Here is a 26,077-nt window from a genome sequence, read left to right on the forward strand (position 1 = left end):
GACTACTACAAGTCGCACCCCGGCCACGCGATCGACCTCATCCAACCCGACAGGTGAGAACGCAGGCGCCCTGACTGAAGCCCCACCAGCAACAGCTGGTGGGGCTTCAGATTTGCAATCATGACATAGCGCGAGATGGCACCGGATCACCCGTGAGCGAATCCGACTTCAAGGGGAATGCCCGACCTCGCAGGAGCCTACTCAGATCCGATGACGGCGCACACAGATTTCGTCACTCACGCCGAAGAATATCCAGTTCGCGCGCCGGGAACGGGATGCCACCCCAAGCTCTTGAATACGCATCGGCACCCCCACATTGCACCAGAACACCTTCTGCCATGCGCATTACGCCGCGAATGAACTGACTGACCCCAACCCGGCCATGCCACCGCAGAATCCCACCGCTCCAGCGACCAGACTCGGATTGCATGTCCGCGAATTGGACGACCTGAAGATAGGCCTCTTCGCTGGCGCCAGCGAAGAATAGACAGGTGCCACCCGGCTCGGCAGGAAGGAAGGCGATGGCCGAACTCGACCCTAGCCGCAGGTCATTCGCCGCCTTCACGATGGAACCGAGACCATCTCCCACGTATGTGGTGTGCACTTCGATGACCTCTTGCGGAAAGCTCACGACGAATTCCGCGGAGCCAGGTTGGCCCATGATCCAATCCAGGGAGAACTCACCCATTGCAATCACCTCGGATAGGCGGTGCGTAGAGATCCATCGGGATTGAGGATCACTTCGACACTAGTCTCACCCCGCGACCCTACGGGATATTCAAAATCTACCGTGTGGATTGTTCCATCACGAGGCACACCCGTCACCGGGTCTGGGGTATTCGGCCGCCCTCGCGTCTTGGCAGTATCCTGAATCAAATCTCCAATATCATCCAGATCCAGGTAATCGGAGAACGTCGTGTTTCCAGGCGCGACTCCTGGACTGCCGTTCACGTGCTCATCCAGCACATGCTGCCAGCCGTCCCCGTTGTAAAGACTGCAGTTGCTGTTGTGAACAAGAACGGGAGTCTCGCCCGCCAGCACATAGTACGTGTGAAGGTCATTGACTGTGAGGTTGTACATGCTGGCAGAGCCAGCCTCATCCCTTACATCAACGACCTCGACCTGAGTGTTTGCTGCGGTGGCCAGCGTGTCACCCGGTTGAAGGTTGCCGGCGGGGATCCAACCGTGGAGGTTCTCTTCCCAGAAGGGGTGACGCGAGGTCGTGTGGAGCCTTGAGACACGACCATCTTTTTCACGGACGTACAGCTCGACAAGATCGTCATCGTAGTGAACAAGACGCGCAATGACGGTTCTGACACCCTTGCGCTTTCCTGTTCCCGGATCTCCGGTCGCCACCTCATCGTCCGGTTTAACCTTACTGATGGGCTTTTCGGTGCCATTCTTGAGCAGGACCGGCGTGGAGGATGAAAAGCTGCAGCCCGATTTCAGTAGCCGCGCCACGGCGGCTTCCTCGGTCTCGACGGAGACGGCTCGTGCAGCAGCCAGTTCCGCAGCGGCCCCCTTGACTGCAACTCTGTTCCAGCCTGCGCCGATCAGGTAGAGGAGGTCCGTTACGACAGCCTCGACACAGTCTCCGTGTCCGGTGACGCAGTTGATGTTCGCCTGAACGCCGAAGGGGTCTTTTCCTACCTCCAGCAGTCCGGCATTCTTGGCGGTGTCACAGAATCCGGTGTACTTAGAGTCGTTCCCACCGCTTCCGAAACAGATATCCTTGGCCCAGCGCTGAATACGGAAGTCATATGTATCCTGATCGGCATATCCGGAAGCGTAACGGGAGAGCTCGTCATAATTGGGAATCTCAATCTTATTGACGACAGGCTTCCCGCCTTTCGCTGTCTTTCCTGCAGCGGCGTGGGACGTTCCAGACTTACTACTGTGACTGGAGCCTTTGGATTTGTCGGACGCGGGGTCGTTTTCAGGGTGATAGGTGCCGTACGTTCCGTTGTCCCCGGAGCAGGAGTGGGGGTAGCAGGATTCGAGTCCCGTGGGGTCGCTTGCAGTTGCGGGGTTGTTGTTGGCGTAGCTGTAGCCGTTGAGGGATTCGGGCTGGTCGGGGCTGAGGATGGGGTCAATGCTGATGAACTGGCCGATGCCCGGGTCGTATTCGCGAGCGCCTATGTGGGTGAGGCCGGTGGTGGTGTCGCGGGTTTTGCCGAGGAAGCCCTTGTCGTCGGGCCAGGGGCCGTAGAGGGGTGCCCCGCGGTCGGAGCCGAAGGGGGTGGTGTAGCGCTTGGTGAAGGTCTGGGCCGTGTCCGGGGTGAGGGCCAGGGTGGAGGTGCCGTGGTGGTCGGCGGTGAGGTAGGTGAGTTTCGCCGTCCCGGACTCGTTGGAGCGCATGGCGGCGGCGATGCCGCCCGCCGAGTAGTAGCGCTGGGCCCAGGTGGAGCCGTCCGCGCGGAGGTGGAGTTCGGTGGCACCGGCGTACAGGATGCGTTCGCCGTTCTGCTTGGAACGGATCAGCAGGGTGCCGCTGGCGTCGTAGAGGTAGTCGGTGGTGTTGCCGTTCTCCGTCAGCTTGGCCAGCTTGCCCTCGGGGTACCAGGTCAGGCTCTGTGTGGCCACGGGGCCGGGACGCCTGGTCGTGTTGCCCGTGTTGTCGTAGGCGTAGGTGCGGTCCGGCGTGGTGCAGTCGTCCTTGGTGCTGGTACCGGTCAGGGTGTGGGGCTGGGCGGAGTTGGCGTAGCAGTAGGTGGTCTTGGTGTCGCCGGTGTCCTTGTGGACGGTTTCGGACGTGCGCTGGCCCGCGGTGTTGTAGGCGTAGCTGGTCCAGTACGGGGCCGGGCCGGACAGCCCGGTCGCGCTGCGAGCGGTGGCGCAGTCCTGGGAGGCCGGTGTCCAGGCCTCGGTCAGGCGCTGGTGCCCGTCGTAGGCGAAGCACTGGGTGTCCGCGCTGCTGGTGCCCCCGAGCGTGGTCGGGTCGCTGATCTTGGTGACGTTGCCGGACTGGTCGTACGTGTAGTTCAGGTCCTGCAGCATGTACGGGTGTGTCTGGTCCGTGACATTGCTGCTGATCAGGCGGCCGGTTCCCTCCTCGAAGGTGTTGGTGACGTAGACGTTCTTCAGCCCTGAGGCGCCGGTGCCCAGAGTGAGCTGCTCGGGCTGGGACAGGGCCGAGTAGGACACGTTGCGCAGGTAGCCGGTGGCCCCGCCGATCTCGGTGAGGTTGCCCTGGCCGTCGTAGTCGTAGTCGATGTTCTCGGCGGGCAGGCCGCCGAGGGCGGGCTCCTTGGTCGTGCCCACGGTGCCGTCGTTGTTGTAGTACGTCGCGAACGCCAGCGTGGTGGGTGTGCCGGCCTGCACGACGGGGTCGGTGTCGGGCAGGTGGAGCTCGGTCGCGGTGGGCCGGCTCAGCGGGTCGTACGCGGTGACGGTCCGTGTGTAGGCGTCGCCGGTCGTGCCTCCGACGTAGCGGGTGGACGAGGACGGAAGGCCCTTGAAGACCGTGTCGTACGTGTGGGCGGTGAGCTGGTTGGCGTCCGTCTCGGTACCCGACCAGGTGCCGGTGATCCGCCCCAGTTCGTCGTAGGCGGAGAGGATCGAGGTGCCGCGGGCGTCGGTGGTCTTGATGACCTGGTCGAGCGTGTTGTACTCGCTGGTCGTGGTGCCCTTGTCGGGATCGCTCGCGCTGGTCTGCCGGCCGAACAGGTCGTAGCCGTAGGACCAGGTGGCTCCGTCGGGGCCGGTGATGGTCTTCAGCTGCCCGTCCGGGCCGTAGGTGAACGCGGTCGACGCGTAGGCGGCACCGGGTCCGGTGCCGTAGTCGGCGTCGGCCGGGCTGGTGCTCTCGTACGCGCGGGTCTCGACCGTGCGCCCGCGGATGTCGGTGACGGTGCGCTGGGCGGAGCCGCCGTCGAGCGCGGTGGCGGCGACGGAGTCACCGGTGTAGCTCGTGGTGGTGGACCACTTCTTCACGCCGCCGACGTAGAGGGTCCTCGTGGTCGGCCGTGCCGCGCCGTCGTAGACGGTCTGCGTCTCCGTGGGAGCCGCTCCGGAACCGGTGCGGGTGTAGGTGCCGTTGGGCGACTTGGTCGGGTCGAAGATGTCGGTGGAGGCGTCCCAGGCCAGGCCGCGGGTGTCGTAGCGGATGTCGGTCAGCAGACGGCCACCCTGCGGGGTGGGGGTCTGCGTCTGCAGGGGGCGCAGCAGAGCGTCGTAGAGCGTGTAGCTGGTGTTGTAGGTGTCGTCGTTCTTCACCGTCGAGGTCGACACCCAGGACGCCTCGGCGTTGTCCAGGTGGTAGTCGAACTTCAGGTTCGGACCCTGGACGCTGCTGCTCCGGTTGGGCAGCCACACGTCGGTCAGACGGCCGAGCGCGTCGTACGCCTGCTCGGTCTTCTTCACGTTGATGTCGTAGCTGCGCAGCGGCAGGGCGCGGCGCGGGTCCAGGAAGACGTACGTCTTGTACAGCTTGGGGTTGGAGGTGACGGTCTTGGTCAGCGGACCGCTCGCCGCCGGTGTGTAGGCCGTGGACGTGGTGTGGCCCGCGGTGTCGGTGACGGTGAGCAGGCGGCCGAGGGTGTCGTAGGTCGTGGTGGCGGTCGTCTGCCATCCGAGGGGGAGCCGGTCGCCGTTGGTGTCGGCGGTGGCGGCGTATCCGGTGGCCCGGCCTGTCCAGGTCGCCTGGCCCTTGGTGGGCGTCTGCGCCGCGGTCCAGGTGGTGGCGTCGGCGGTGTCGTAGACGGCGGCGGTGTCGGTGAGGACGTCGCCGCGCGTGGTGGCGGACAGGGGCAGGCTGAGCTGGCTGTCCGCGACCGAGCAGCTGCGGGCCACGGTGCGGGTGCGGGAGACGAGGCCGGTGATGCCGAGGCTGTTGTTGCGCGCGTACCAGGTGCGGGTGCAGGTCTCGTCGCCGCTCACCCCGTACCGGCCGAAGTCGTCGACGGAGACGGCCATGCCGAGGTCGTCGTAGGCCGCCTTGGTCTCGCGTGTGCGCCAGCCGGCGGAGGCTGTGAGGTAGGTGCTGGTGTAGGTCGTGGTGTCGCGGACCCACCGCGCTACCTGGTCGGCGGCGTCGGGGACGCTCTGGCTCGCCGTCTGCCGGTAGGTGTAGTTCTTGAAGAGGCTGCTGATGGGCTGGCTGCCGTTGTAGGCCACCTGCTGGCGCAGCATTCCCGCGTAGCGGTCGCTGTCGGTCGCGTTGGGCAAGTCGACGTCCGTGTCGAGCAGCGGGGCGACGGTGGCGGACTTGGTGGTGCCGTCCTTCTTCTTGTCGCCGTTCATTCCCTGCAGGTAGAGGGAGACCGTCTTGGAGCGGGTGGCGCTGGTGGCGCCGGTGAGGGCGGTGACCTGGCGGTAGCCGCGCCAGTCGGACCAGGTGCGTTCGTCCTTGGGCGTGAACGGGTCGTCGCTGTAGTGCCAGGCCGCTCCGCTGTAGGAGTAGGCGTGCTCGACCGCCGGGTTGTTCGCGGCCGGGTCGAACACGGTGACGGCCAGGACGCGGTACTTGTGGAACCAGTCGATCGAGGCTTCCTCGGCACCGTTGATGTGCCAGTACTGCGGGTAGCAGGAGCGGGTGTTGGAGTCCTCGGCGGCACCGGAGAGTTCACTGCGCACGCACTCGGCGGGCGACAGGGTCACCGCGGTGATCGCGCCGGTCTCCGAGGTGACGGTGGAGATGCGGGGGCGGGTGAGGGGCAGGATGTCGTCGGTGGCGTCGACCCGGTTGGGCCGCATCTGGTAGGTGAACGAGATCGGCTTCAGGGTGATGGGGGTGGCGCCGGCCTTGCCCGTCCGCGTGATGGACGTGAGCGCCAGCACCTGGTCCGAGCTGTCGCCGATGTCGTTGCCGTCCAGGTACTCCTCGGTCAGTGCCCAGGAGTCGACCGAGTCGTAGGCGGCCGTGGTGGCGTTGTAGGAGTAGGTGTGGATGCCGGTCAGGCGCTTGCGGCTGAAGAAGGACGGGCCGGCCGCGTTGCAGTCGGTGTCACCACTCGTGCACAGGGCGTCGAAGGGCACGTCCGGCCAGTCGTCGGCGGTGTCCTTGGTCAGGCTGGAGCAGTCCGCGGCCGTGCAGCGCTCGTCGTAGGTGAAGGTCACCTTGGCGTCGGCGTTGTCGGTGAACAGGGCGCCCTTGCGCAGACCGTACTCGATCCTGTTCGGATAGCCGCCTCGGGTGTAGACCGCGTCGGCCGTCGTCGCCTTGTTCTTCTTGTAGTAGTTCGCTTCCTTCGTGTACCAGTAGGTCGCCGCATTGCCGCGGGTGTCCTCGACGTAGTCGAGGTTCCACCGCCAGGCCTGGGTGAGCGACCGTTCCGCGAAGGTGGAGCCGGCCGAGTAGCCGGGCTCGCCGGAGTCGTCGCCGAAGACGGGCACCGTCCAGGTGGAGTTGGTGCGCTGGGTACCGGCACCGTCCAGTTTGTTCAGGCCGAAGACGTACTTGGTGCCGTCGCCGGTGGTGACGGTCCAGTACTCGCCGTTGTCGTCCCCGTTGTCCGCGCCGGTGGACCGGACGACCTTCGATGCGTCGTCGTCCGCCAGGTGCCACACACCGGTGGAGTCGTCCTTGATCAGTCGCGTGGACTTGCCGTTCAGGACGAGGGTGGCGTTGTCGTACTTCCAGCACTGGTCGAAGACGTCAGCATGACCGTCGTCGTCGCACGAGCCGTAGCTGCGCTCGATGTAGGACTCGGTGAGGGTGAACCCTTCACCGACGGAGGTGCCTTGGTTGTTGGTGCTCGCGGTGCGGCCGTCGACGCTGCCGGAGTCGTACGACAGCGAGAGGGACGGCGCGGGGCCCGCCGCCGCGGGCGGCGTCGCGAAACCGTACGACCAGGTGAACGAGCCGGAGTTGCCGCCGGCCTCCCAGGACGAGGACTCGGACAGCTGGGTCGCCGAGTAGTCGCCGGCGCCGTTGGGCGACTGGCCGGAGCCCGCGGAGGCGGCGGTGACCGCGAGGACGGTCGCGCCCGAGGCGGAGGCGCCGGACGCGGTGCGCATCAGCTGTGCGGACGGGCCGCTCGTCGTCTGAGGGAGCCGCACGTCGGCGGAGACGGTCTGGTGGGTGGTGTCGTTGTCCGACGCCAATGGCGTCTGCTTGCGGCACTCGGGCTTCTGCGGCGTCGTCAGCGCGCAGGCGGGCAGCTGCACCAGGCGCAGCCTCTGGGCCCAGCCGCCGCCCACCGCGGAGGCGAACTTGCTGTAGTCGACATCGAAACGGGCCGTACCGGCCTGCTCCGACTCGGCCGTCAGGAGGATCCCGGTGATGCCGGCCTCCCGGGCGGCCTGCTGGTCCAGGACGCTCAGGTGCACGTCGCCGTCCCGCAGGGACGTCTTGCCGGAGGAGCGGGTCACCGTCACCGGGAGCCCGCCGGGCCTGGCCAGCCCGGTGCTGCCCGCCGTGCCGTCGGGGACGGCGACGGTCGCTTCTCCCTTCTTCGGCCAGGCGCTCCTGCGTTCCTGGCCGGCCTGCGCGGCCTGCGCGGCGTTGGCCTTCCTGTCCCGGGCGACCTTCTGCCGGGCCGCCTTCGCCCCGGGCCCGTCGAAGGGCTCGACCTTGGTGACGCGTGAGGGGGGTACATCGGGGCGTCCCAGACCGGTGGGGCCGGCCGCCTGTGCGACCTGAGCGACCCCCAGGGGAACGACCAGGGCCAGCGCCAGTGACTGACCGAGCAGCCGACCGGTGCGGCGTCTCCCCGCACTACGCCACTTTCTTGAGGTGCCTATGCCAAAGACCATCGATTTCGTCCCACCGAGTTCCAAAGGATGAAGTCCGCGTCCTGCGGGCAGAACACCGCCGGATCCGCCCTGATCGATCCCGTGCGGTGCAGAACCGGCTCCGCCGGTCCTGCACCGTGTGTGTCAGCCGCTCGTCATCGTGATGTCGTCGACCTGGTCGGAGCCGGCCATCGCGCCTGCCCACAGCGATACCCGGCTGACGCGACCGGGCAGGTAGTGCTGCCAGGTGCCGCCGGTGAAGCCGGTGCCGACGGCGAAGTCTCCCGAGCCGGCTGCGGAGGTGAACGGCTTCGGGCCCTTGTCCTGGTCTCCGACGTAGAGCCTGATCTCGCCCGCCCGCGCGTCGTAGACACCGGTCAGCCGCACATCCGCGCCCACCTCGGCAACGGCGCTCACCCCGTCGAACTCGCCGTCGGCGAACCGGCCGAAGTACCAGTGCCCCGTGGGGACACTCTCCTCTTCCCCGGTGTCCTCATTGAGTTCGTTCTGGACGTCGGCCAGTTGGAACCACAGGCCCCAGCCGGAGCCGTCCGACGTGCGCTGGCCCGCCACCTGAGCCGTGTAGCCGATCGGTTCGGCCGCGATCTTCTGCTTGTCCACGGAGGCGACGGTGGAGAGGGTGAAGGAGCCGGTGTCGTCGACCACCGGTCCGGGAGTCTTGGCGGCGTCACCGGACCCGTCCAGCACGATCGCCGTACCGTCCAGGTGCGCGTCGCCCGACAGGGTCAGACTGCGGCCGTAGCCGGAGTCCGTGTCGGCGAGGGTCGTACCGCTGCCTCCGTCCGCCGACCAGTCGGCCACCAGCTCGACATGGTTGTACGCGCCGTTCAGGGACAGCTCCGCCTCGTCGGCCACCTCCGCGTCGGTCAGGGCCCGCTGCCAGGCGTTCACCTCGTCGATCTGCCCGGGGAAGTAGTCGTAGTAGGCACCGGCCCACAGCACCCGACCGATCTGCAGCGCCCCCTGCGCCTTCCGGGAGGAGGCCACCGTGTCGCTGCCCTGCAGCTTGCCGTTCACGTAGAGGCGGATCTCGTTGGTCGACGCGTCGTAGACAGCGGCCAGGTGCGTCCACACTCCAGCCGTTGCCGGCTGTTTGGCCACCACCACCTGGTCGGTGATGTTGCCGCTCCCGTCGTCCCTCGGTGACGTCCGCAGCGTCCACGTGCCGACGGAGCCCTGGTAGGAGAGGTAGAAGCCGCTGTAGAAGGTGCCGTCCTGCCCGAGGACGGTCCTGTTGTCGCTGGGCAGGCGGTCCAACCGGGCCCAGGCCGAGACGGTGTAGGAGGCGCGGGTGTCGACGACGGGTTCGGTGGTTGCCGCGTACCCGGTGCTGCCGTCCAGGGCCAGGCCCTTGTCCGTGATCGGCGGATCCAGAGGGTTCCCGAGCTCGTCCCGGGTCATCAGTCCTCTCCGGCCACGGTCGTCACGTGTCGCGCCGCCGTGCAGGGCCGCGTTGTACTGCGGGACGCCGCCGGCCACGGCCGAGTCGACGGCATCGCCGCTCGCCTCGTCGAAGTGCCACCTGCCCGTCGGACCGGCACCGGATGCGACGAGGAACTCCACCTGCGCCGTCTGCCCGGCACGGCCACCGTCCGTGTTTTGGACGGCACGCACCTGGAAGGTGTACGTCCCCGAGTGCTGCGGAGTCACGCTCACCGTGGCTTCGGGACCACTGGCGGGTGACCATTTGGTGTCGGTGGACAGCTTGTACTGGTAGTCGTAGGAATCCGTGTTCGTGTCCGCCGCGTTCGGGGCGACGGAGAACTTTGCCTCGACTCCCGGGCCGCCCTGCGCCACGCAGGAACCTTCTTCACCGTACTCGCTGGACCGGCACTCGGTGTACGGCTCGTTGAAGGTGATCTGCGGTGCCTTCGGTGCTTCGGGGTCGACCTTGAAATAGCAGAACCCGGTCGACACGGCACTGCTGAGGTAGTGGGACTGATCGTCGTAGTACGACCATGTCCAGGCGTGGTAGCGGTACAGCTTGCCTTCCGTCAGGGCCGACCATGTCATGGTGACGACTTGGTCGTCCTTGGCAAAGCCGGACGTGGGATAGAGGGAGCCGTTCCCAGGGGTTGTGTCGGTCCAACTGCCGTCGCTGTTCAGCTCGTCCAGGTCGAAATAGACGCGCAGGTTGCGCAGGTCCCCGCCCGGCAGGCTCTGCGCCCTGGCCCGCAGGGTGGGGGTGAACACGATCGCCGGATCCGATGCATTGCTCGCACACACGCTGGTCACGCCCACGCCCAGTTGGTCGGGCTTGCCGGGCAGCGGTACGTACTGCACCGAGAGGACGGCGTCGTTCCTGAAGCGCTTCCAGGAGGCGGTGTCCGACTCGTCGTGGGCCCTCAGTTCCAGGGTCAGCCGGGCGAAGTTGCCCGCGGCGAACGACTGCACCGTCGGCGTCAGGTTCTCGTTCGACTCGGCGGGGTTGTCGTGGAACTCGATCGGCGCGGCGGGCTGCGACGGATCGCAGGCCGAGCCGCGGCCCGCCGACACCCAGCGGTCGACCATCCAGTCCAGTTCCGCCGGTCGCGACGACCAGGTGGTCGAGGACGAGATGTTGTTGGTGCGGACCAGGTCCACCCACTTCGCGTCACAGGTGAACGACCAGGTCTCCGTGGCCCGGAAGGTGGCGTCGAGGACCTTCTTGCCGCTCAGCTGGGAGGGGGAGAACTCGAAGTAGAGCCGCTGCGTGTACCCCGGGCCGCAGTAGTAGCCGCCGTAGCTGCTGCAGTGGCCCATGCCCTTGCCCTCGTTGTCGGAGCCGTTGCCCCAGCCGTACGAGGTGTAGCCGTCGCTGCGCAGCAGGGTGCGCTCCGACACGCCGGCGGCCACCGCCGGGTCGATGAACAGCGGGAAGTCCGCGGCGTCCGTCTCGCTGAGCATCTGGGCGTCGGGCACCACCGACAGGGAGTCCTTCGTGACGTCCACGTCCATGCGGGTCACCGCGTCGCCCTGCCCGGGCTCGACACCGGACCCCGAGGGCGCCGACTCGGACGGGTCGGACGGTGCGGCCCCGCCGATGCCGGCGGCCTCGGTCCGCGCGAGTTGGGTCTGCGGGCCGGCGCCCTCGCCGGCGGAGTCCCACATGCGCGCGGGCGGCGCCTTGAACACCGTGCGACCCGCGTCGTCGACCGCCGCGAGGCTTCCGGACGCGCCCTCACGGACGTTCAGGTGCACGGCCTTCAGGCCGAAGGTGAGCTTCTTCAGCTCCTTGCTGGCCGCGGCCTCAGGCGTCTTCACCACGAACACCGGCTGGAAGCTCTCCGGCGTCGTGTTCACCCGCAGGTCCACACCCGGCAGGACCTCCGCGTACGAGGCGGTGGTGCCGTCCAGCGTGGGGGCGGGCAGCGTGCCCGGCCACCCCAGTTCCAGCGAGCGGCCGTGGTCAGTGATCCGGGCCAGGGGCGCCTGGTCACCACCGCCGGAGAACGCCATCTGCACGGCCGCCGCCTTCGGCGCCACCGATCCGTCGGGACGCTTCTCCAGCGTCGCGTCCGGCGCCTGCCAGCCGCCGTCCGGCGTGGGCACCCGTACCGGGGCCGTCGACTCCTCCAGGGTGAAGGTGTGGCCGTCGGGGTTGGCGAACACGGTCGACCGCTCGGACCGCTTGCCCGTCACCTCCACCCGCTGACCGGACTGCTCGGCCTCGGTCAGGGCCTGCTGTTCCTCCGACACGGGTGCGGGATCCGACTCGGAGGGAGAAGCGGAGACCTGATGCACGGGGAAGGCGAGTGTCGCCATCACCGTGGCGAGGACGACGGCTCCCGCCCTCGCTCTCGCGCGGTCCCTTCGTCTCTGACGCCCTTTCACGCCATGTTCGACCCACCCCGACGACACAGGAACTCGCCCCCCGGTTCACAAGATCACCACAAAGTCCCCGAGACTTTAACCCCGTTCTCATAATCGATCAAGAGTGCGACATGCAATCACCCGCGACCGCACCACCCCGTCGCGCGTCATTCACCCAGGCCGAACCGGGCGCCATCCCTGTGAAATCGGAGTCGTCCACCCGCATTCCGAGCACGCGCAAGGTCACGGCAAGCCATGTGGCGCAACTCCGAGAACAGGGAATCAGGCACCATGGGGCGAGAAGAATGAACCAACGGCAGACCGATCATCCATGCCGATATCGAAGGATATTTGATCTTTTTGAGCGGCTGATCGCCGTCCATCACCTTTCGCCCACGTCCCGAGCAGGCCTCCTGGACGAAAGTCCCGTGTCACATTCGGGGCGAGATGACATCCATCAGGATCAACGCCATCGGGGCGCCACCAGGTCGCCGCCAAGGGGCGCGGGCCGCTCACCGGGCCCGCGCGAGTCACGCCCGGCACCCCGACGGGAACAGCCCGCGCCTTCAGAGGCGGACGTCAGGGCCGATCCACGGAGACCCCAGGGCGACCCCGAGCGGCGAATTCCGGACAGGGTGGCTGGAAATAGATCCTACGAGGAGCCCGATAACCGGAATTGCTTGTTCCTGACGTGACCCGTCTCACCACGGGGATCGCACGAGGAAACTGCCGTCTACCCTTCACGGAAACGGGGAGAAACGGGGAGAGGAACGCGCATGCCGTCCTTACGCCGGGCCACAGCTGTTCTCGTGCTGGCCGTCGCAGCAGCAGGATGCACCGACCACAGCCCTTCCGGGGCTGTTCCGAGCCGCTCCGCGGCGACGGCGGGGAAGACGGCCCCCTCGGAACTGCCGTCCTTCTCGTCGGACGGGGTCGGCAACACCCTGCTGGAGGTGACCGGCCGCGGAACCGGCCGCCACCGGACACCTGCCGTCCCTGCGGGCGAGGTCACCGCCGAGATCGTCTGCACGGGCAGGGGCGTGCTGTCGGCCGACTTCGACGACGCGGCCGGCAAGGTGCTGTACCAGGTGGTGTCCCAGCCCTGTGACCCCGCGGTGAGCCACAAGGTCACCTTCGGTGTGCCCGCCGAGCCCGAGGGGATCGTGGTCGCGGTCACGGCGAGGGACGACGGCACGTACGGCGTCCTTCTGGGGACCGAGGACGTGGACGGCACGTGAAACCGGAGCCGGGCGGGCCGGAGGAGGCCGTGCCCGGCCGTGGTGAACGGTCCTCCAGCACCGGGCGGACCGGAGGGTGAGGCCGTGCCCGGCCGTGGGGAGCGATCCCCCGGCGCCGATCCACCGTGGCGATCCGTGGCGATACGTGGCGATCCCCAGCAGGGATCAGCGGTGCCGGTCGGTGGCATCGGCCGGTCGGTGGCACCGGCCGGCCGGGCCGCGCCCGCCGCGCCGGAACCCGGCGCTACAGCCAGCCCTTCTCGCGGGCGATGCGGGCCGCTTCCGTCCTGTTGCGTACGGCGAGCTTCTGGATCGCCGTCGACAGGTAGTTGCGGACGGTGCCCTGGGACAGGTGGAGGGACGCCGCGAGTTCGGCGTTCGTGGAGCCGTCGGCGGCTGCGCGCAGGACCTCGCGTTCGCGGTCGGTGAGGGGGTTGGCGCCCTCGGCGAGGGCCGCCGCGGCCAGGGTCGGGTCGATGACGCGCTCCCCCGCCAGCACCTTGCGGACGGCTGCGGCGAGTTGGGCGGCGGGGGCGTCCTTGACCAGGAAGGCGTCGGCGCCGGCCTCCATCGCGCTGCGGAGGTAGCCGGGGCGGCCGAAGGTGGTCAGGACGACCAGCTTGACGTCCGGTAGTTCGCGGCGGACCCGGGCCGCCGCCTCGATGCCGGTCGCGCCCGGCATCTCGATGTCGAGGAGGGCTACGTCCACGCCGTGCTCCCGGGCCGCTGCCAGGACCTCGTCGCCGCGCGCGACCTGGACGGCCACCTCGATGTCGTCCTCCAGACCGAGCAGCGCGGCGAGCGCCTCGCGGACCATGGACTGGTCCTCGGCCAGCAGAACCTTGATCATGCGCGTCATGCCCCGGATCCTACGGGCGCGGGCTGCGCGGCGGGGACGCGGGCGACCAGCAGGAAGCCCTTGCGCATCCGGCCCGCCTCCAGGCTGCCGCCCGCCTTCTCCAGGCGCTCGGTCAGGCCCGTGAGGCCGTTGCCGGGGCCGTTGCCCGCCCCGCCGGAGCCGTCGTCCTCGACGGAGAGTTCCAGGACGGGGCCGTCGAGCGTCTGACGGCGGAGGACGTCCACCGTGCAGCGGCGGGCGCCGCTGTGCCGCACGACGTTGGTGACGGCCTCGCGCAGCGCCCAGGCGAGGGCGGACTCGCTGTCCTCGGGGACGCCGTCGAGGCCGGGTTCGGTGGGGAGTTCGGCGGCGACGCCGGCCGCGGTCAGGGCGGCCTTCGCCCCGGCGAGTTCGGCGGCGAGGCGGGGGCGCCGGTAGCCGGTCACCGCCTCGCGGACGTCCACCAGGGCCTGGCGGCTGACCTGTTCGATGTCGGCGACCTGCTGGGCCGCCTTCTCCGGGTGGCCGGGCAGCATGCGGCCCGCCAGCTCGCTCTTGAGGGTGATCAGCGACAGCGAGTGGCCCAGCAGGTCGTGCAGGTCGCGGGCGAGCCGCAGCCGCTCCTCGTTGGCGGCGAGCTGGGCGACGGTGGCGCGGGCCTCGCGCAACTCGATGGTGGTGCGGATCAGTTCCCGCACGCCCGTCATGGAGAATCCGCCCAGCAGCGCCGGCAGGAGCAGGCCGGCCAGGAAGTCCTCGCCGCCGGGGACGGTCAGGGCGACCGCCGTCAGCAGCGCCGAGGCGCAGGGGATCGTCCAGCGGGACAGGCGCATCGGCAGGGCCGCACCGGAGGCCACGGCCACGTACACGTACAGGACCATCCAGTCCCGGCCCAGGGTGAGGGACAGCACCGTGGCCTGGGCGGCGAGGACTCCGAGCGCGCCGAGCACCAGGGCGTTGCGGTCGCCGCGCCCGGCGCGGAAGATCAGGATGAAGTACCAGGAGACGAAGGCGGCCAGGCCGAGCCAGCCGAGGAGCCGTACGCCGTCGCTGAGTCCGCCGTGCAGCAGGTCGTCGACCGGCGCCTGGAGGTAGGCGAACCAGATGCCGGTCCACAGCACCTTCAGCACGCGTTGCCTGCGGTTCTGCGGGCGCTGCCCGAGGCCGATGCCCTTCATCACGCCTTCAGCGTGTCCTTCCGGTACAGCCAGGCCGCTCCGCCCGTGAACAGGGCGAAGAAGACGGCCAGGATGGCGATGTCCTTCACGTGCGGGGCCTGGCTCTGCTCGATCGCCTGCCCGAGGGCAGCGTACGCGTGGGTGGGCACCCAGCGGGCGATGTCCTGGAGCCAACCGGGGAAGCTCGTCGTCGGCATCCACAGGCCGCCGAGGATCGACAGGCCGAAGTAGGTGATCATGGTGATCGGGCGGACCGCGTCGCCGCTGGCGAGGTAGCCGATGGCGACACCGAGCGCGGCGAACACCAGGCTGCCCGCCCAGATGGCGCCGGTGAGCGCGAGCCACTGCCAGGCGTCGAGGCGCACGTCCTTCACGGCGGCGGCGACGGCGAAGACGACGACGATCGACGGCAGGCTGACCACGGCGGCGCTGGCGGTCTTGGCGAGGACGTAGCCGCGGCCCGGGAGGGTGGTCAGCCGCAGCTGCCGTACCCAGCCGCTCTCGCGCTCCTTGGCGATGCGTTCGCTGTTGCCCATCAGGACGGCGGTCAGGGCGCCGAAGGAGGCCATGGAGACCATCATGTACGTCGGCAGGGTCAGGCCGGTGCCGTCGATCTTGGTGGTGCCGTCGGCGGTGCCCGAGATGAGCAGGAAGAGCACCGAGGGGTAGATCACCGAGAAGAACAGGAACTTGCGGTTGCGCAGGGCCCGGGTGAGTTCCAGTTTGATCAGGCTGTTCACGACTGCTTGGCCTCCTCGGCGGCGGTGATGGCGACGAAGGCCTGCTCCAGGCCGAGCCCGGCGACCTCCAGGTTGCGGGGGTAGAGGCCGAGCCCGTAGAGGGCGTGGACGGTGGCGTCGGCGTCGGAGGACTGGATACGGACGGTCTGGCCGGACACGTCGATCGTGGTGAGGAACGGCAGCTCGCGCAGCGAGGTCTCGTCGATCGTGCCCTCCAGGTCGAAGGACACGCGCCGGGCGCCGGCCTTCGCCTTGATCTCGGCGGCCGTGCCGTCGGCGAGCAGCCGGCCGCGGTGCAGCACGAGCACCCGGTCGGCGATGGCGTCGGCCTCTTCGAGGTAGTGGGTGGCGAAGAGGACGGTGCGGCCCTGGTCGGCCTGCTCGCGCATGGTGGCCCAGAAGGCCTGGCGGGTGGTGACGTCCATGCCGGTGGTCGGCTCGTCGAGGACGATCAGGTCGCTGTCGCCGGCGGTGGCGAGGGCGAAGCGGACGCGCTGGGCCTGTCCGCCGGAGAGCTTGTTGACCTTGCGGTCGGCGATCTGCGCGATGCCCGCGCGGGCGAGCACGTCGGAGACCCGGTACGGCCGCGGGTGCAGGTCGCAGGCGAGGCGGACCAGCTCGGCGACGGTGACCTCGTCCATCAGGCCGCCGGTCTGCAGCATGGCGCCGACCCGGCCGCGCACGATCGCCTCGCGCGGGGTGGAGCCGAAGAGGCTGACGGTGCCGCTGTGGGCGGCCTTGAGGCCGAGGAGGAGGTCGAGGGTGGTGGACTTGCCGGCGCCGTTGGGGCCGAGCAGGGCCACGGTCTCACCGGGGTGCAGGGTCAGGGTCAGTTCGTCCACGGCCCGGACCTCACCGTAGGCCTTGCTCACCTGGTCGAACGCGACCACCGGGGCTTTCGTTGTCATGCGGCCATGGTGGCCCGCGGGGCGCGGGCGGGGACAGTGCCGGCCGTCCGGAGTGCCGCATGACAGATGTCATGCCTCGCCTGCGACGACGTGCCGAACGGCCGGCCGCTGCGGACCGGCCGGCCCGAACTCCGGCCCGGCAGCCTCTCCGCCCATACGGCGGGCCCGGCGGTCCCTCGGACCGGTACGGCCGCCCGGACCCTCCGACCCGCGGCGGTCGGCCGGACCCGGTGTTCCCGGAGCCGCAGCGCCGGACCCCGGCGAACGCGGACCGCCGGGCCGGACCGCGGCGCCCCGGAGCCGCGCCCCGTCAGCTCGGGTCGGTCTCGATGACCGCCACCCGGTCGCCGGTGCTCTTCAGGGCCAGTCGCAGGGCGCCGTAGACGTCCTGGACGGTGACCGGGGTCTTCTGGCCGTCGGCACGGGTGATGAGCACGCCGTCGAAGGTGGTGCCGTACAGCTGCTTCAGCGCGTCGGTGTCGGGGGCGTCGACGAGCTTGCCGTCGACGGCCTTGACCCTCAGGAACTTCCACAGGGACTTCTCGGGGCTGAAGGCGATCTCGTGGGTGCCGTCGGCCGTCCTGAGGGTGACCCGCGCGGACATCGCCGGCCGGGCGAACTCCTTCATCATCCGGTCGACCTCGGCGTTGCCGACCGTGGGCTGCCGGGTGGTGGTGGAGACGGCGACGGGCCTGCTGGTCCCGGTCTCCACCTGGGTGCGGTAGGCCTGCTCGACGGCGTACTTGGAGCGGGCGACGTCGATGCCCCGGGAGGGCTTGCCGTACACGGCGACGGCCTTGCCGGACTCGAAGCGGATCGTGCCGTCGGACGCCGAGCCGGTGCTGCCCGCGGCGTTCTCCAGGGCGGCCTGGAGCTTCTCCTCGTCGACGGGCATGACCGGCTGGACCACGCGCTGCTGCCCGAAGAGGGAGCCGATCACGGAGACCGGGTTGTAGTCGCTGCGCGCGGCGGCGCCGACCGTGGCGTCCTTGTCGAACTGCAGGCCTGCCTGGTCGGGTTTGAGGGTGACGGTGGTACCGCCGACGGACAGCCGCAGGGGCTGGCCGACCCGCTTGGCGAAGGCCTGGTCGAGCTTCTTGACGGCCTCGTCACGCGTGCCGCCGCCGATGTCGACGCCGAGCACGGTGGTGCCCTTGGGCACGTCGGAGTGGTTCATCAGCAGTCCGGCGCCGTACGCGCCGGCGACCAGCACGATCACGCCGGCACCGAGGAGAGCGAGCTTGCTGCGGCCCTTCTTCTTCGGGGCCGCGGTGCTCTTCGGTGCCGGAGCAGGCGCGCTCCGCCTGCTGTCGGCCTGCTGGTGCGGCGGCGGACCGTCGGGGTGGACGCGGTCCGCGTCGAACGACGCGTCGGGGTGGGGGCCGCCCCCGGCGAACGGGCCGTCGTGCCGGTCGGCCGGGGGGACGACGGGGATGCCGCTGGTGACGGTGTGCCCGGAGACGTTGTCGTGGGGCGGCGCGGCGAAGCTGCCGGGGGGCGGCTCGGGGGCGGGGGGCTGCGGGGTGAGGATCGCGGTGTCGTCGCTCAGCGAGCCGCCGGGGACGGAGGGGACGCCGCCGACCGGGGGCACCATCGGGCCGTCGCCGGTCACGGGGCCGCCGGTCGGGCCGGAGGGGTGGTGCGGGCCACCGGGTCCCTGCGGGCCGTTCGGGCCGCCGGGGCCGTTGAAGCCGGTGGGACCGCCCGGGCCGCCCGGGCCACCGGGTGCGCCGTAGCCGTCGGTGCCGTCGCCGGTGGGGTACGGCAGGTCGTCGCGGCCGGGTTCGCCGGACCGGCCGGGGCGGTTGCCACCGCCCAGCGGGCCGGCGGCCAGCGCCTCGGTGACGTCGAAGGAGCCGGTGCCGCCGCCGTGGCCGGGCGCGACGGGGCCACCGGTGGCGCTCGGCAGCCCGGCGCCGTTCGGGCCGCCCGGGCGGGAGTTGCCGGGAGCCTTCATGGAGCCGACCACACCACCGGGGCGGCCGGGAGCGGTGGGGCCGGGAGCCGCAGGGCCGGCTCCCGGCGCACCGGGACCGGCCGGGGCGCCGCCCGCGGCCGGGGCGGCGCCGCTCGCGGCCGAACCACCCGGCGCGCCGCTGCCGTTGGCCCCGCTGCCGTTCTGGGGGGCCTTGTTCGCCGCGGACTTGCGGGGGGCGAACCAGTCGCTGGTCGGCTTCTCCTGTGCTGCGGGCTCGGGTTCGGCCGCAGGCTGGGAGGCGGCGCCGGGAGCGCCGGGGGCGGGGGCAGGGGCGGCGCCGGTCTGCTGCGGCTCGGCGGCCTCGGGCTCGACGGCCTCGGACTCGCCGACCGGCGTGCGCATGACGACCGGCGGAATCGGCCGGGATCCGGGGATGTTGATCCGGATGCGGGTCGTCAGCGTGGTCTCGGTCTTGCGCTCCTCCGGCTGTCCGGCGGCGCGGCCGGCGTCCGGGCCGCCGTCGGAAGCCATCGGCGTGCCGTACGGCGGCGTCCCGGAGGGGTAGGCGGCTCCGCCGCGCCCGTCGGGCCCGGAGGACGGAGTGTCAGTTTCACGGCTCAAGGCAGGTTCTCCCGGTTGGCTCCGCCGCCCGCGTCAGATCCTCTCGGGCAGCTCGGCGGCGCGCACCACCATACTGGCCACCTCCGGCGCGTATCCCCCGGCCATCGGGGAAACCCCCACCGCTCCCGCACGTGCGTGTTATGGCGAAGTGGTACGTCACTTGCCAAGTCGGACGGAACCGGCGTCCGGTTGCCTCCCCGCGCCGATCGTGGCGCAGATCACAGCGAGGGCCATGCCGCCGAGCAGGAAGAGGTAGGAGCCGCTTCCCGCGCCGAACAGGAAATCACCCTCGGGACGGCCGGCGGTGAGGGCGATGACGGTGATCACCCAGCCCGCGGCGGGCGCGACGGCTCCCCCGCGGCTGCGGGTGGCCCGGGACCCGCCGAGGAAGAGCCCGCCCGCGCCCGCGAGGGCGAGCAGCAGTCCGCCGGGGAACCAGCCGGCCTGCACCAGCGATCCGGCGATGCCGGTGACCGCGCCGAGGAGGAACAGCCCGAGGTAGGCGGCGAACCGTCCGGCCGAGGGCGGCTTGAACGGCTGGGCGAGCGGGGAGGTGATGCGGTCGCTCACGAGGCGCCCTCGTTCCCGGGTGAGATCCCCGCGGAGTCTCCGGCGGAACCACCGGACGCGTTCACGGCGGAGCCCCCCGACGCGTTCGCGGCGGAACCCCCTGCGGAGGTCCCGGCGAACAGATCGGTCTCCGGCAGGGCCCCCTCCGGCCCGCCCGTCCCGGAGCCGTGCGCGCGCTCCCCGTGTACCAACTCGTAGTACTCGGTGGTGAACAGGGGCTGCACGAGTTGGTTGGAGAGGGCGAAGTAGGGTTCGGCGACCTCGACCTGGGTGGCGTGCGCCCGCATCGCCGCGGCCTTGGCCGCGGCGTACGCGGTGCCGTCGACCGCCGCCGTGACGCGTTCCTCCCCCACCACGCCGGGGACGTCCTCGACGGCTGCACTCCTGTCGAAGGGCAGGCCGGGCAGGTCGCCGGCCAGCCGGTCGAAGGCGGCCTCGACGACGGGGCGCGGGACCCGGTTGACGTAGACCTTCGGGATCGTCCAGCCGGCCTCGGCGGCGAGCTGCACCGCCCGCATGGCGACCCGGTGGGCCTGGATGTGGTCGGGGTGGCCGTAGCCGCCGTTGTCGTCGTAGGTGACCAGCACCTGGGGGCTGGTCTCCAGGATCACCCGGACGAGGTGCCCGGCGGCCTCGTCCGGGTCGGCCTGCCAGAAGCAGTGCGGGTCGTCGTTGTCGGGCAGGCCCGTCATCCCGGAGTCGCCGTAGCGGCCGGCGCCGCCCAGCAGGCGGAAGTCGGTGACACCGAGGGCGCGCATGGCGGCCGTCAGCTCGCCCAGCCGCCATTGGCCCAGTGCGGCGCCGCTCAGGTGCCGCAGTTCGGGCGGGATGACCTCGCCGCGCTCGCCGAGGGTGCAGGTCACCAGTGTCACCTGCGCGCCCTCGGCGGCATACCTGGCCATGGTCGCGCCGTTGTTGATCGACTCGTCGTCCGGGTGCGCGTGCACCAGGAGCAGACGCCGCGCGGCGCGAGGCGGGGATTCCCCCGGCCGGGAGGACGCGGGCGCGGTCTGTTCGGTCATGCCACCCACCCTAGGGGGTCTTTCGGAGGTCCCGCACAGCACCCGCGGCGCCCGGCACGCCCTCCTCCACCTCGCAGCCGGACGCACCGTGCCCCGCTCACCATCGAGGACGAGCGGACGTCGCCCCCCGCGCCCCGTCCGCCGAACACGCCGCGGGGCCCGCGGCACAGGTCCCGCCCACCCCCGGTCACCCGGCCCCCGGCCGGGTCGGCGCAGGTCAGAACTTGAGGTTGCCGATCATGCCCGCGATGTTCGTGGTCAGCTCGCTGATCGTGGGGGCCACCGTCGACGACGCGAGGTAGAACCCGAGCAGCATGCAGACGACCGCGTGCGCCGCCTTCAGTCCGGACTTCTTGATGAGAAGGAAGACGATGATCGCCAGCAGCACCACCGCCGAAATCGAGAGTGCCACGGCGGTTCACCTCCAAACAGAGCAGGGCACGGTGTAAGTCCACGCAGGAGCCAGCAGGTTGATACCCACACAGCGTTAGTGATCATAGCTATCCGTACGCGCGCATCGGTCGGCGCACGGACGCGCAAGGGGGCGCATGGCCAATATGGTCGAGGCATGACGACCGAGCCTGACTCCTTTCCCCGGCGGCACGCCCGCACCCAGCGTTTCAGCCTCGGCGCGCCGCGTTCCTTCACCGTGGCGCCCGACGGCACCCGTGTCGTGTTCCTGAGGTCGAGTTCCGGTACGGACCGGGCGGGCGCCCTGTGGGTGCTGGATCCGGCGGACGGCAGCGAGCGCGCGGCCGCCGACCCCGCAGCCCTGCTGGGCGGGGCCGACGAGGCCCTGCCGCCCGAGGAGCGGGCGCGCCGCGAGCGGAGCCGGGAGGGTGGCGCCGGCATCGTCGGCTATGCCACCGACACGGCCGTGGAGCTCGCGTCTTTCGCCTTGTCAGGGCGGCTTTTCACGGCGGAGCTGCGCGCCGGGACGGCCCGCGAACTGCCCGCCGCCGGGCCGGTGGTGGACCCGCGCCCTTCCCCCGACGGCCGTCATGTCGCCTATGCCGCGCGGGGTGCCCTGCGGGTGGTGGGCACCGAGGGCGACGGGGACCGGGCGCTGATGGAGCCCGAGGCCGAGGGGATCTCGTACGGGCTGGCGGAGTTCGTCGCGGCCGAGGAGATGGCACGTTCGCGCGGGTTCTGGTGGGCGCCGGAGTCGGATCGGCTGCTGGTGGCGCGCGTGGACGACACGCCGGTGGAGCGGTGGTGGATCGCGGATCCGGCCAGGCCGGAACGTGAGCCATCCCACGTGGCCTATCCGGCGGCGGGCACGGCCAACGCGGACGTACGGCTGTTCGTGGTGGGCCTCGACGGGGCACGCACGGAGGTCTCCTGGGACCGGGCGCGCTATCCGTATCTGGCGCGAGTGCACTGGTCAGCCGCGGGTGCACCGCTGCTTCTGGTACAGGCCCGCGACCAGCGCAGCCAGCTGTACCTGGCGGTGGACCCGGACAGCGGTGCGACCCGGATGGTGCACGCCGACGAAGATCCGATTTGGCTGGAACTTTTCGCCGGGGTGCCGTGCTGGTCGCCCTCCGGTCAGCTGGTCCGGATCGCGGACGAGGGCGGGGCGCGCGTCCTCGCGGTCGGTGAACGCCCGTTGACCAACCGGCAGTTGCATGTGCGGGCGGTCCTCGACGTCGGGGACGAGGACGTGCTGGTCTCGGCCTCGGCCGGCGCGGACGCGGAGGTTCCGGAGATCGGCGAGGTGCACGTCTACCGGGTGAACGAACTGGGCGTGGAGCGCGTGTCGCAGGAGCCCGGCGTGCACACGGCGGTCCGGGCCGGGGGTGTGACCGTCCTGGTGTCGGCCGTGCCGGCCCGGCCGGGCACGCAGGCGCGGGTGCTGCGCGACGGCAAGCACGTGGCGCCCGTCCACAGTCACGCCGAGGACCCCGGCATGACGCTCCGGGTGACGCTCGCCGAGGGGGGCGCACGGCATGTTCCGTGCGCGGTGCTGTTGCCCCGGGACTACGACGGGAGCGCGCCGCTGCCCGTCCTCATGGACCCCTACGGCGGCCCGCACGGCCAGCGGGTGGTCGCGGCGCACAACGCGTACCTGACCTCGCAGTGGTTCGCCGACCAGGGCTTCGCGGTGGTCGTGGCGGACGGCCGCGGCACGCCGGGCCGCTCCCCCGCCTGGGAGAAGGCGGTCCGGGACGACCTGGCCGCCGTCGTCCTCCAGGACCAGGTCGACGCCCTCCAGGGGCTGGCCGGCGACTTCCCGCTCGACCTGAGCCGGGTCGCCGTGCGCGGCTGGTCCTTCGGCGGCTATCTGGCGGCCCTGGCGGTCCTGCGCCGCCCGGACGTCTTCCACGCCGCGGTGGTGGGCGCCCCGGTCACCGACCTGCGCCTGTACGACACCCACTACCAGGAGCGGTACCTGGGCCACCCGGCCGAGCAGCCGGAGGTGTACCGGCGCAACTCGCTGATCGACGACGCCGGCCTGGTCGACGCCGCCGAGCCGTACCGGCCGATGATGATCATCCATGGTCTCGCCGACGACAACGTCGTGGTCGCCCACTCACTGCGCCTGTCCTCGGCCCTGCTGGCCGCCGGCCGCCCGCACGAGGTGCTGCCGCTGTCCGGTGTCACCCACATGACGCCGCAGGAGGCGGTCGCGGAGAATCTGCTCCGCCTCCAGCTGGACTTCCTCAAGCGGTCGCTGTCCCTGACCTGAGCGCTCCGCCGGACGTGCCGAGACGCGCCGCCGATCGCCGGCGGCGCCGTCGCGGCCGGTCGCGCGGCTCCCCGCGCCCCTTTTCGGGGTGTTGCCGATCCGCAGCGGACCTCACCGCTGCCGTCAGTTCTCGACCGTGGTACTGGATCCTGGTGTTCCGGCGCGGGTGCCCTCCCGTGCGTAGGTCTCGGTCGTCACCGTTCCCTGGGGATCGGTGAAGGTGAAGTGGACGCTCGATGAGGTGACGGTGTACGCCACCTCGCCGGTGGCGCCGTCCAGAGAGTACTCAAGCCGGTACGAGCCTGATGTGGCGGACTTGAAGCCTGTGATGGTCGCTCCGGCCAGCGGCGTCTGGGCAGGCCGGAACGGTGTGGTGACGGGCTGGGGGTCCACCTGGTCGTCCACGACGCTGACCACGCCTCGCAGACCTCCGTTGATGTAGGGGTAGGTGCGCGTGCCGTGGTAGTGGTAGGTGCCATCGGGCGACTCGTGACCGTTGAACCTGTCCAGGCCGGTGACAGTGCTGCCATCGGGCTCGGTCTCGCCGTAGACGGGATAGCCGTCGAGCGCATAGGCGATGGGGAGTTCCTTGCCGACGGAGTCCTGCAGGTGCAGAGGGGCGATGTGGTAGTGGTAGTCGTCACCGCGTCCGGCGTGGCCGCCCCACTTGTCGAGTTCGCCCGCCAGGTATGCGTCGTCGCCTCGGTTGTTGAGCGCGTTGAAGATCGGCACGCCGTTCACCGCGAGAGCGATGGCCCCGCGGTAGAGAGCCGTCTTTCCCGACACCGGCTCGTCTGCCAGCGCCGGCGCGGAAGGGATGCGCCAGGCGTTGGTCCCGGTGTAGGGCTGGGACACGGGTACCTGCTGCTGCCAACTCGTTATGCCCACCATCATGTTGTGGGCCGGCAGGCCGTTGCTCTCGACGAGCCAGAACTCGCCGTCACTGACGACCTTGACGGTGTCGGCGAACTCCTCGAAGCCGCTCAGCGTGGTGAGCGGCACCCCGCTTGTCCGTTCGGCTGTGCCCGTACTCCGGTTCCTGGGGGAGTCGCTGCATGCCCCGAGGAAGGCGGCACCCAGTCCGGCCGCCCCCGCTCGCAGTAGCCGGCGCCTGGTCACCATGTGTGCAGGAAGCCGGATGCAGCCGTGTTCGTGGTGCTCGCGCGGGTCAGGCATGTGAAGGAACTCCTATGAGCGGCGGGCGTAGGTGACGGTGAGGGAGTCGCGGGCGAGTGTGATGTCGTCGACAGCAGCCAGCAGCGCCTCACGGTCGACAGCCGCCGGGTCGGGCAGCTCGGCCGGCCCGGACAGGGCGTACACGGTGATGGTGTAGGCCTTCTCCCCCGGTCCCTTCGAACACGGAGGGGCGTAGCCGAGTTGATCACTCACACTGTTGGTGCCGACCGTCGCATCGCCGTTCGAGCCGGCCGCGAGGCCCGTGACGGCCGGATCGATGCCCCACAGTGTCCAGTACCAGTGCCAGTCGTCATCGGGGGCGTGATGGTCCATCAACACCGCTAGGCTTCTTGTCCCGTCGGGCACGTCGGCCCACTCGATCGGTGGTGAGATCGCCGAACCGTCACAGGTGAAGTCGACGGGTAGTTCTCCGCCGTCGGCCATCGTCGGGCTGACGATGCTGAACCCGCTCGACATCGCTGTGCCGCTCGGATGTGGGGTCACCTCGGCTCTGGTCGTGTCCGATCTGGTGGGTGCTGCTGATGATGTCGTCGTCGGTCCGCCGCCGCAGGCGGTAGTGATCAAGGCGAGTGCCAAGACGACGGACGCGTGCTCGCCCCGGTGGAGCGATGTCATGCGGTGATCTCTTTTCGGAAGAGGATCGTGTTGTCGATCTTGAGGTCGGAACCCCAGATCAGCTTGGCGCCGTCATCCCACTCGATTTCGGCGTAGCCCCCCTTCGGCCCGACGTCGGCGACAGTCCACTCAGTTGCCGACCCCCATGACGTGTCATTGAAGTCGGCGCTCGTCCAGTCCTTCGGGGTATCAATGATCTCGGACTCACATGCGGTATCCGGGTCGGTGCTCTTCTCGCATTCGGTGTTCAGTGGGGCGCGGTGCACGACAAGCTCAGACCAGGAGTCATCCGTTGCTGCGACGACCTTTCCGCTCCCCAAGTCGGTAACCTGCGCAACCATGCCGCCGTCACCCATCTGCTGCTTGTCCGTGCCGATGTACTCGAGCCCGGAATCAGACTCCTTGAAGTCCTTTGCTTCAATCGCCACAGTGAAAGGAGCTACAGCCCTGAAGGTGAACGTCTCCGCGTTGAAGGAGCGTTCGGTCGTGATCGGCACCGAGTCTTCGCCGATCAGTTCACCGTCGACATAGACAGCCATCCAGTTGTCCGCCCAGATATCGATCTGGTACGCAGTCGAATCACCGGCGCTCTCATCGGCGGTGCGGGATCCACCCCCCTCTGCCCGGCCTACGCCTTGAGAATCGGATCCTGAGGCGCATGCGGCAGCCGAAGCGGCAAGCATGAGGGAAAGAAGGGCAGTACGGATGTGACGCATTGGACGGACACCTCGCCGGAAGATGGAAGGTGGGGTGAACCCGTCAGCGCCAGCCCCCGCTTGCGGGGCACCCCGATCAGCACCGAGGGCGGTCAACTGATCGCGAGCGCCAGAACAGCCGGTCTCCGACGCGCTTTACTTCAGACCCGCCCCTCCCGAGTCCACGCCGGCAGCACGAAAGCCGGTTCACCGGACCACCGAATTGACACGGAACATACACCGGCCCGACCACCCCGTGAAATACACAGATGGAAACCCACAGGAAAACCAATGGAAATCACAGGAAGGCTTGAGGTCGCCTCGCCTCAAACATGTTTACACGCAGGCAACTTGGCGGAAG

General features: G+C 69.8%; 17 protein-coding genes. 3 read left to right on the plus strand and 14 right to left on the minus strand.

Annotation, left to right across the window (positions count from 1 at the left end):
- Positions 1–232 precede the first annotated feature (232 nt).
- The 3 genes from I3F54_RS24380 to I3F54_RS24390 form a co-directional block, all read right to left on the minus strand.
- On the minus strand, positions 233–688 hold the full coding sequence (locus tag I3F54_RS24380) for a hypothetical protein (protein WP_240121030.1): 456 nt from the start codon (positions 686–688) through the stop codon (positions 233–235).
- A 5-nt stretch (positions 689–693) separates the two neighbouring features.
- The gene (locus I3F54_RS24385) at positions 694–7,695 is read right to left on the minus strand and encodes an RHS repeat-associated core domain-containing protein (RefSeq protein ID WP_240121031.1); all 7,002 of its coding nucleotides are present in this window, start codon (positions 7,693–7,695) and stop codon (positions 694–696) included.
- Positions 7,696–7,818: 123 nt separating this feature from the next.
- The gene (locus I3F54_RS24390) at positions 7,819–11,439 is read right to left on the minus strand and encodes a LamG domain-containing protein (protein ID WP_275676737.1); all 3,621 of its coding nucleotides are present in this window, start codon (positions 11,437–11,439) and stop codon (positions 7,819–7,821) included.
- An 824-nt stretch (positions 11,440–12,263) separates the two neighbouring features.
- Between I3F54_RS24390 and I3F54_RS24395 the strand changes: the two genes are divergently transcribed.
- Positions 12,264–12,725: a hypothetical protein gene (locus I3F54_RS24395; RefSeq protein ID WP_240121033.1), complete on the plus strand. Its 462-nt coding sequence runs from the start codon at positions 12,264–12,266 to the stop codon at positions 12,723–12,725.
- A 244-nt stretch (positions 12,726–12,969) separates the two neighbouring features.
- Here the strand turns inward: I3F54_RS24395 and I3F54_RS24400 are convergent, their stop codons facing one another.
- The 8 genes from I3F54_RS24400 to I3F54_RS24435 form a co-directional block, all read right to left on the minus strand.
- Positions 12,970–13,584, minus strand: coding sequence for a DNA-binding response regulator (locus tag I3F54_RS24400; RefSeq protein WP_240121034.1), 615 nt, complete (start codon positions 13,582–13,584; stop codon positions 12,970–12,972).
- Positions 13,581–14,741, minus strand: a complete 1,161-nt coding sequence (locus tag I3F54_RS24405) for a sensor histidine kinase (protein WP_240121098.1) — start codon at positions 14,739–14,741, stop codon at positions 13,581–13,583. The genes I3F54_RS24400 and I3F54_RS24405 overlap by 4 nt, the downstream gene beginning before the upstream one ends.
- Positions 14,741–15,481 (minus strand): ABC transporter permease, encoded by a 741-nt coding sequence (locus tag I3F54_RS24410; RefSeq protein WP_240121035.1) that lies wholly within the window; start codon positions 15,479–15,481, stop codon positions 14,741–14,743. The genes I3F54_RS24405 and I3F54_RS24410 overlap by 1 nt, the downstream gene beginning before the upstream one ends.
- The gene (locus I3F54_RS24415; RefSeq protein WP_240121037.1) at positions 15,478–16,389 is read right to left on the minus strand and encodes an ABC transporter ATP-binding protein; all 912 of its coding nucleotides are present in this window, start codon (positions 16,387–16,389) and stop codon (positions 15,478–15,480) included. The genes I3F54_RS24410 and I3F54_RS24415 overlap by 4 nt, the downstream gene beginning before the upstream one ends.
- A gap of 310 nt (positions 16,390–16,699) precedes the next feature.
- Complete coding sequence (locus tag I3F54_RS24420; RefSeq protein ID WP_240121038.1) at positions 16,700–18,928, minus strand: hypothetical protein; 2,229 nt, start codon at positions 18,926–18,928, stop codon at positions 16,700–16,702.
- A 156-nt stretch (positions 18,929–19,084) separates the two neighbouring features.
- Positions 19,085–19,498: a DUF6113 family protein gene (locus tag I3F54_RS24425; protein WP_240121040.1), complete on the minus strand. Its 414-nt coding sequence runs from the start codon at positions 19,496–19,498 to the stop codon at positions 19,085–19,087.
- Positions 19,495–20,520, minus strand: a complete 1,026-nt coding sequence (gene mshB / locus I3F54_RS24430; RefSeq protein ID WP_240121042.1) for an N-acetyl-1-D-myo-inositol-2-amino-2-deoxy-alpha-D-glucopyranoside deacetylase — start codon at positions 20,518–20,520, stop codon at positions 19,495–19,497. Before mshB ends, I3F54_RS24425 begins: the two co-directional genes overlap by 4 nt.
- Before the next feature lie 217 nt (positions 20,521–20,737).
- Positions 20,738–20,932 carry a hypothetical protein gene (locus I3F54_RS24435; RefSeq protein ID WP_205383416.1) on the minus strand — a complete coding sequence of 65 codons (195 nt, stop codon included), beginning with the start codon at positions 20,930–20,932 and terminating at the stop codon, positions 20,738–20,740.
- A 156-nt stretch (positions 20,933–21,088) separates the two neighbouring features.
- On the opposite strand from I3F54_RS24435, the gene I3F54_RS24440 reads away from it, so the two are divergent.
- The gene (locus I3F54_RS24440) at positions 21,089–23,209 is read left to right on the plus strand and encodes a S9 family peptidase (RefSeq protein ID WP_240121043.1); all 2,121 of its coding nucleotides are present in this window, start codon (positions 21,089–21,091) and stop codon (positions 23,207–23,209) included.
- Positions 23,210–23,332: 123 nt separating this feature from the next.
- Here the strand turns inward: I3F54_RS24440 and I3F54_RS24445 are convergent, their stop codons facing one another.
- Positions 23,333–24,211 (minus strand): YHYH protein, encoded by an 879-nt coding sequence (locus tag I3F54_RS24445; protein WP_240121044.1) that lies wholly within the window; start codon positions 24,209–24,211, stop codon positions 23,333–23,335.
- Positions 24,212–24,397: 186 nt separating this feature from the next.
- Positions 24,398–24,829, minus strand: coding sequence for a YbhB/YbcL family Raf kinase inhibitor-like protein (locus tag I3F54_RS24450; RefSeq protein WP_240121045.1), 432 nt, complete (start codon positions 24,827–24,829; stop codon positions 24,398–24,400).
- A gap of 13 nt (positions 24,830–24,842) precedes the next feature.
- Between I3F54_RS24450 and I3F54_RS24455 the strand changes: the two genes are divergently transcribed.
- Positions 24,843–25,028, plus strand: coding sequence for a hypothetical protein (locus I3F54_RS24455; protein WP_240121046.1), 186 nt, complete (start codon positions 24,843–24,845; stop codon positions 25,026–25,028).
- Here the strand turns inward: I3F54_RS24455 and I3F54_RS24460 are convergent.
- Complete coding sequence (locus I3F54_RS24460; protein ID WP_240121047.1) at positions 25,018–25,737, minus strand: hypothetical protein; 720 nt, start codon at positions 25,735–25,737, stop codon at positions 25,018–25,020. The two genes, I3F54_RS24455 and I3F54_RS24460, sit on opposite strands and share 11 nt — an antisense overlap.
- Positions 25,738–26,077 lie beyond the last annotated feature (340 nt).

Origin of the sequence: Streptomyces sp. MUM 2J, from assembly GCF_022414535.1 — a bacterium.
Lineage (GTDB): Bacteria > Actinomycetota > Actinomycetes > Streptomycetales > Streptomycetaceae > Streptomyces.

Excerpts from the sequence above, each read along its gene's own strand:
- I3F54_RS24415 (WP_240121037.1), bottom strand. The coding sequence starts at position 16,389 with ATGACAACGAAAGCCCCGGTGGTCGCGTTCGACCAGGTGAGCAAGGCC.
- I3F54_RS24385 (WP_240121031.1), bottom strand. The coding sequence starts at position 7,695 with ATGGTCTTTGGCATAGGCACCTCAAGAAAGTGGCGTAGTGCGGGGAGA.
- I3F54_RS24400 (WP_240121034.1), bottom strand. The coding sequence starts at position 13,584 with ATGACGCGCATGATCAAGGTTCTGCTGGCCGAGGACCAGTCCATGGTC.
- I3F54_RS24395 (WP_240121033.1), top strand. The coding sequence starts at position 12,264 with ATGCCGTCCTTACGCCGGGCCACAGCTGTTCTCGTGCTGGCCGTCGCA.
- I3F54_RS24390 (WP_275676737.1), bottom strand. The coding sequence starts at position 11,439 with ATGGCGACACTCGCCTTCCCCGTGCATCAGGTCTCCGCTTCTCCCTCC.
- I3F54_RS24405 (WP_240121098.1), bottom strand. The coding sequence starts at position 14,741 with ATGAAGGGCATCGGCCTCGGGCAGCGCCCGCAGAACCGCAGGCAACGC.
- mshB (WP_240121042.1), bottom strand. The coding sequence starts at position 20,520 with ATGACCGAACAGACCGCGCCCGCGTCCTCCCGGCCGGGGGAATCCCCG.
- I3F54_RS24380 (WP_240121030.1), bottom strand. The coding sequence starts at position 688 with ATGGGTGAGTTCTCCCTGGATTGGATCATGGGCCAACCTGGCTCCGCG.
- I3F54_RS24460 (WP_240121047.1), bottom strand. The coding sequence starts at position 25,737 with ATGCGTCACATCCGTACTGCCCTTCTTTCCCTCATGCTTGCCGCTTCG.
- I3F54_RS24440 (WP_240121043.1), top strand. The coding sequence starts at position 21,089 with ATGACGACCGAGCCTGACTCCTTTCCCCGGCGGCACGCCCGCACCCAG.
- I3F54_RS24450 (WP_240121045.1), bottom strand. The coding sequence starts at position 24,829 with ATGGCCGACGGCGGAGAACTACCCGTCGACTTCACCTGTGACGGTTCG.
- I3F54_RS24455 (WP_240121046.1), top strand. The coding sequence starts at position 24,843 with ATGCTGAACCCGCTCGACATCGCTGTGCCGCTCGGATGTGGGGTCACC.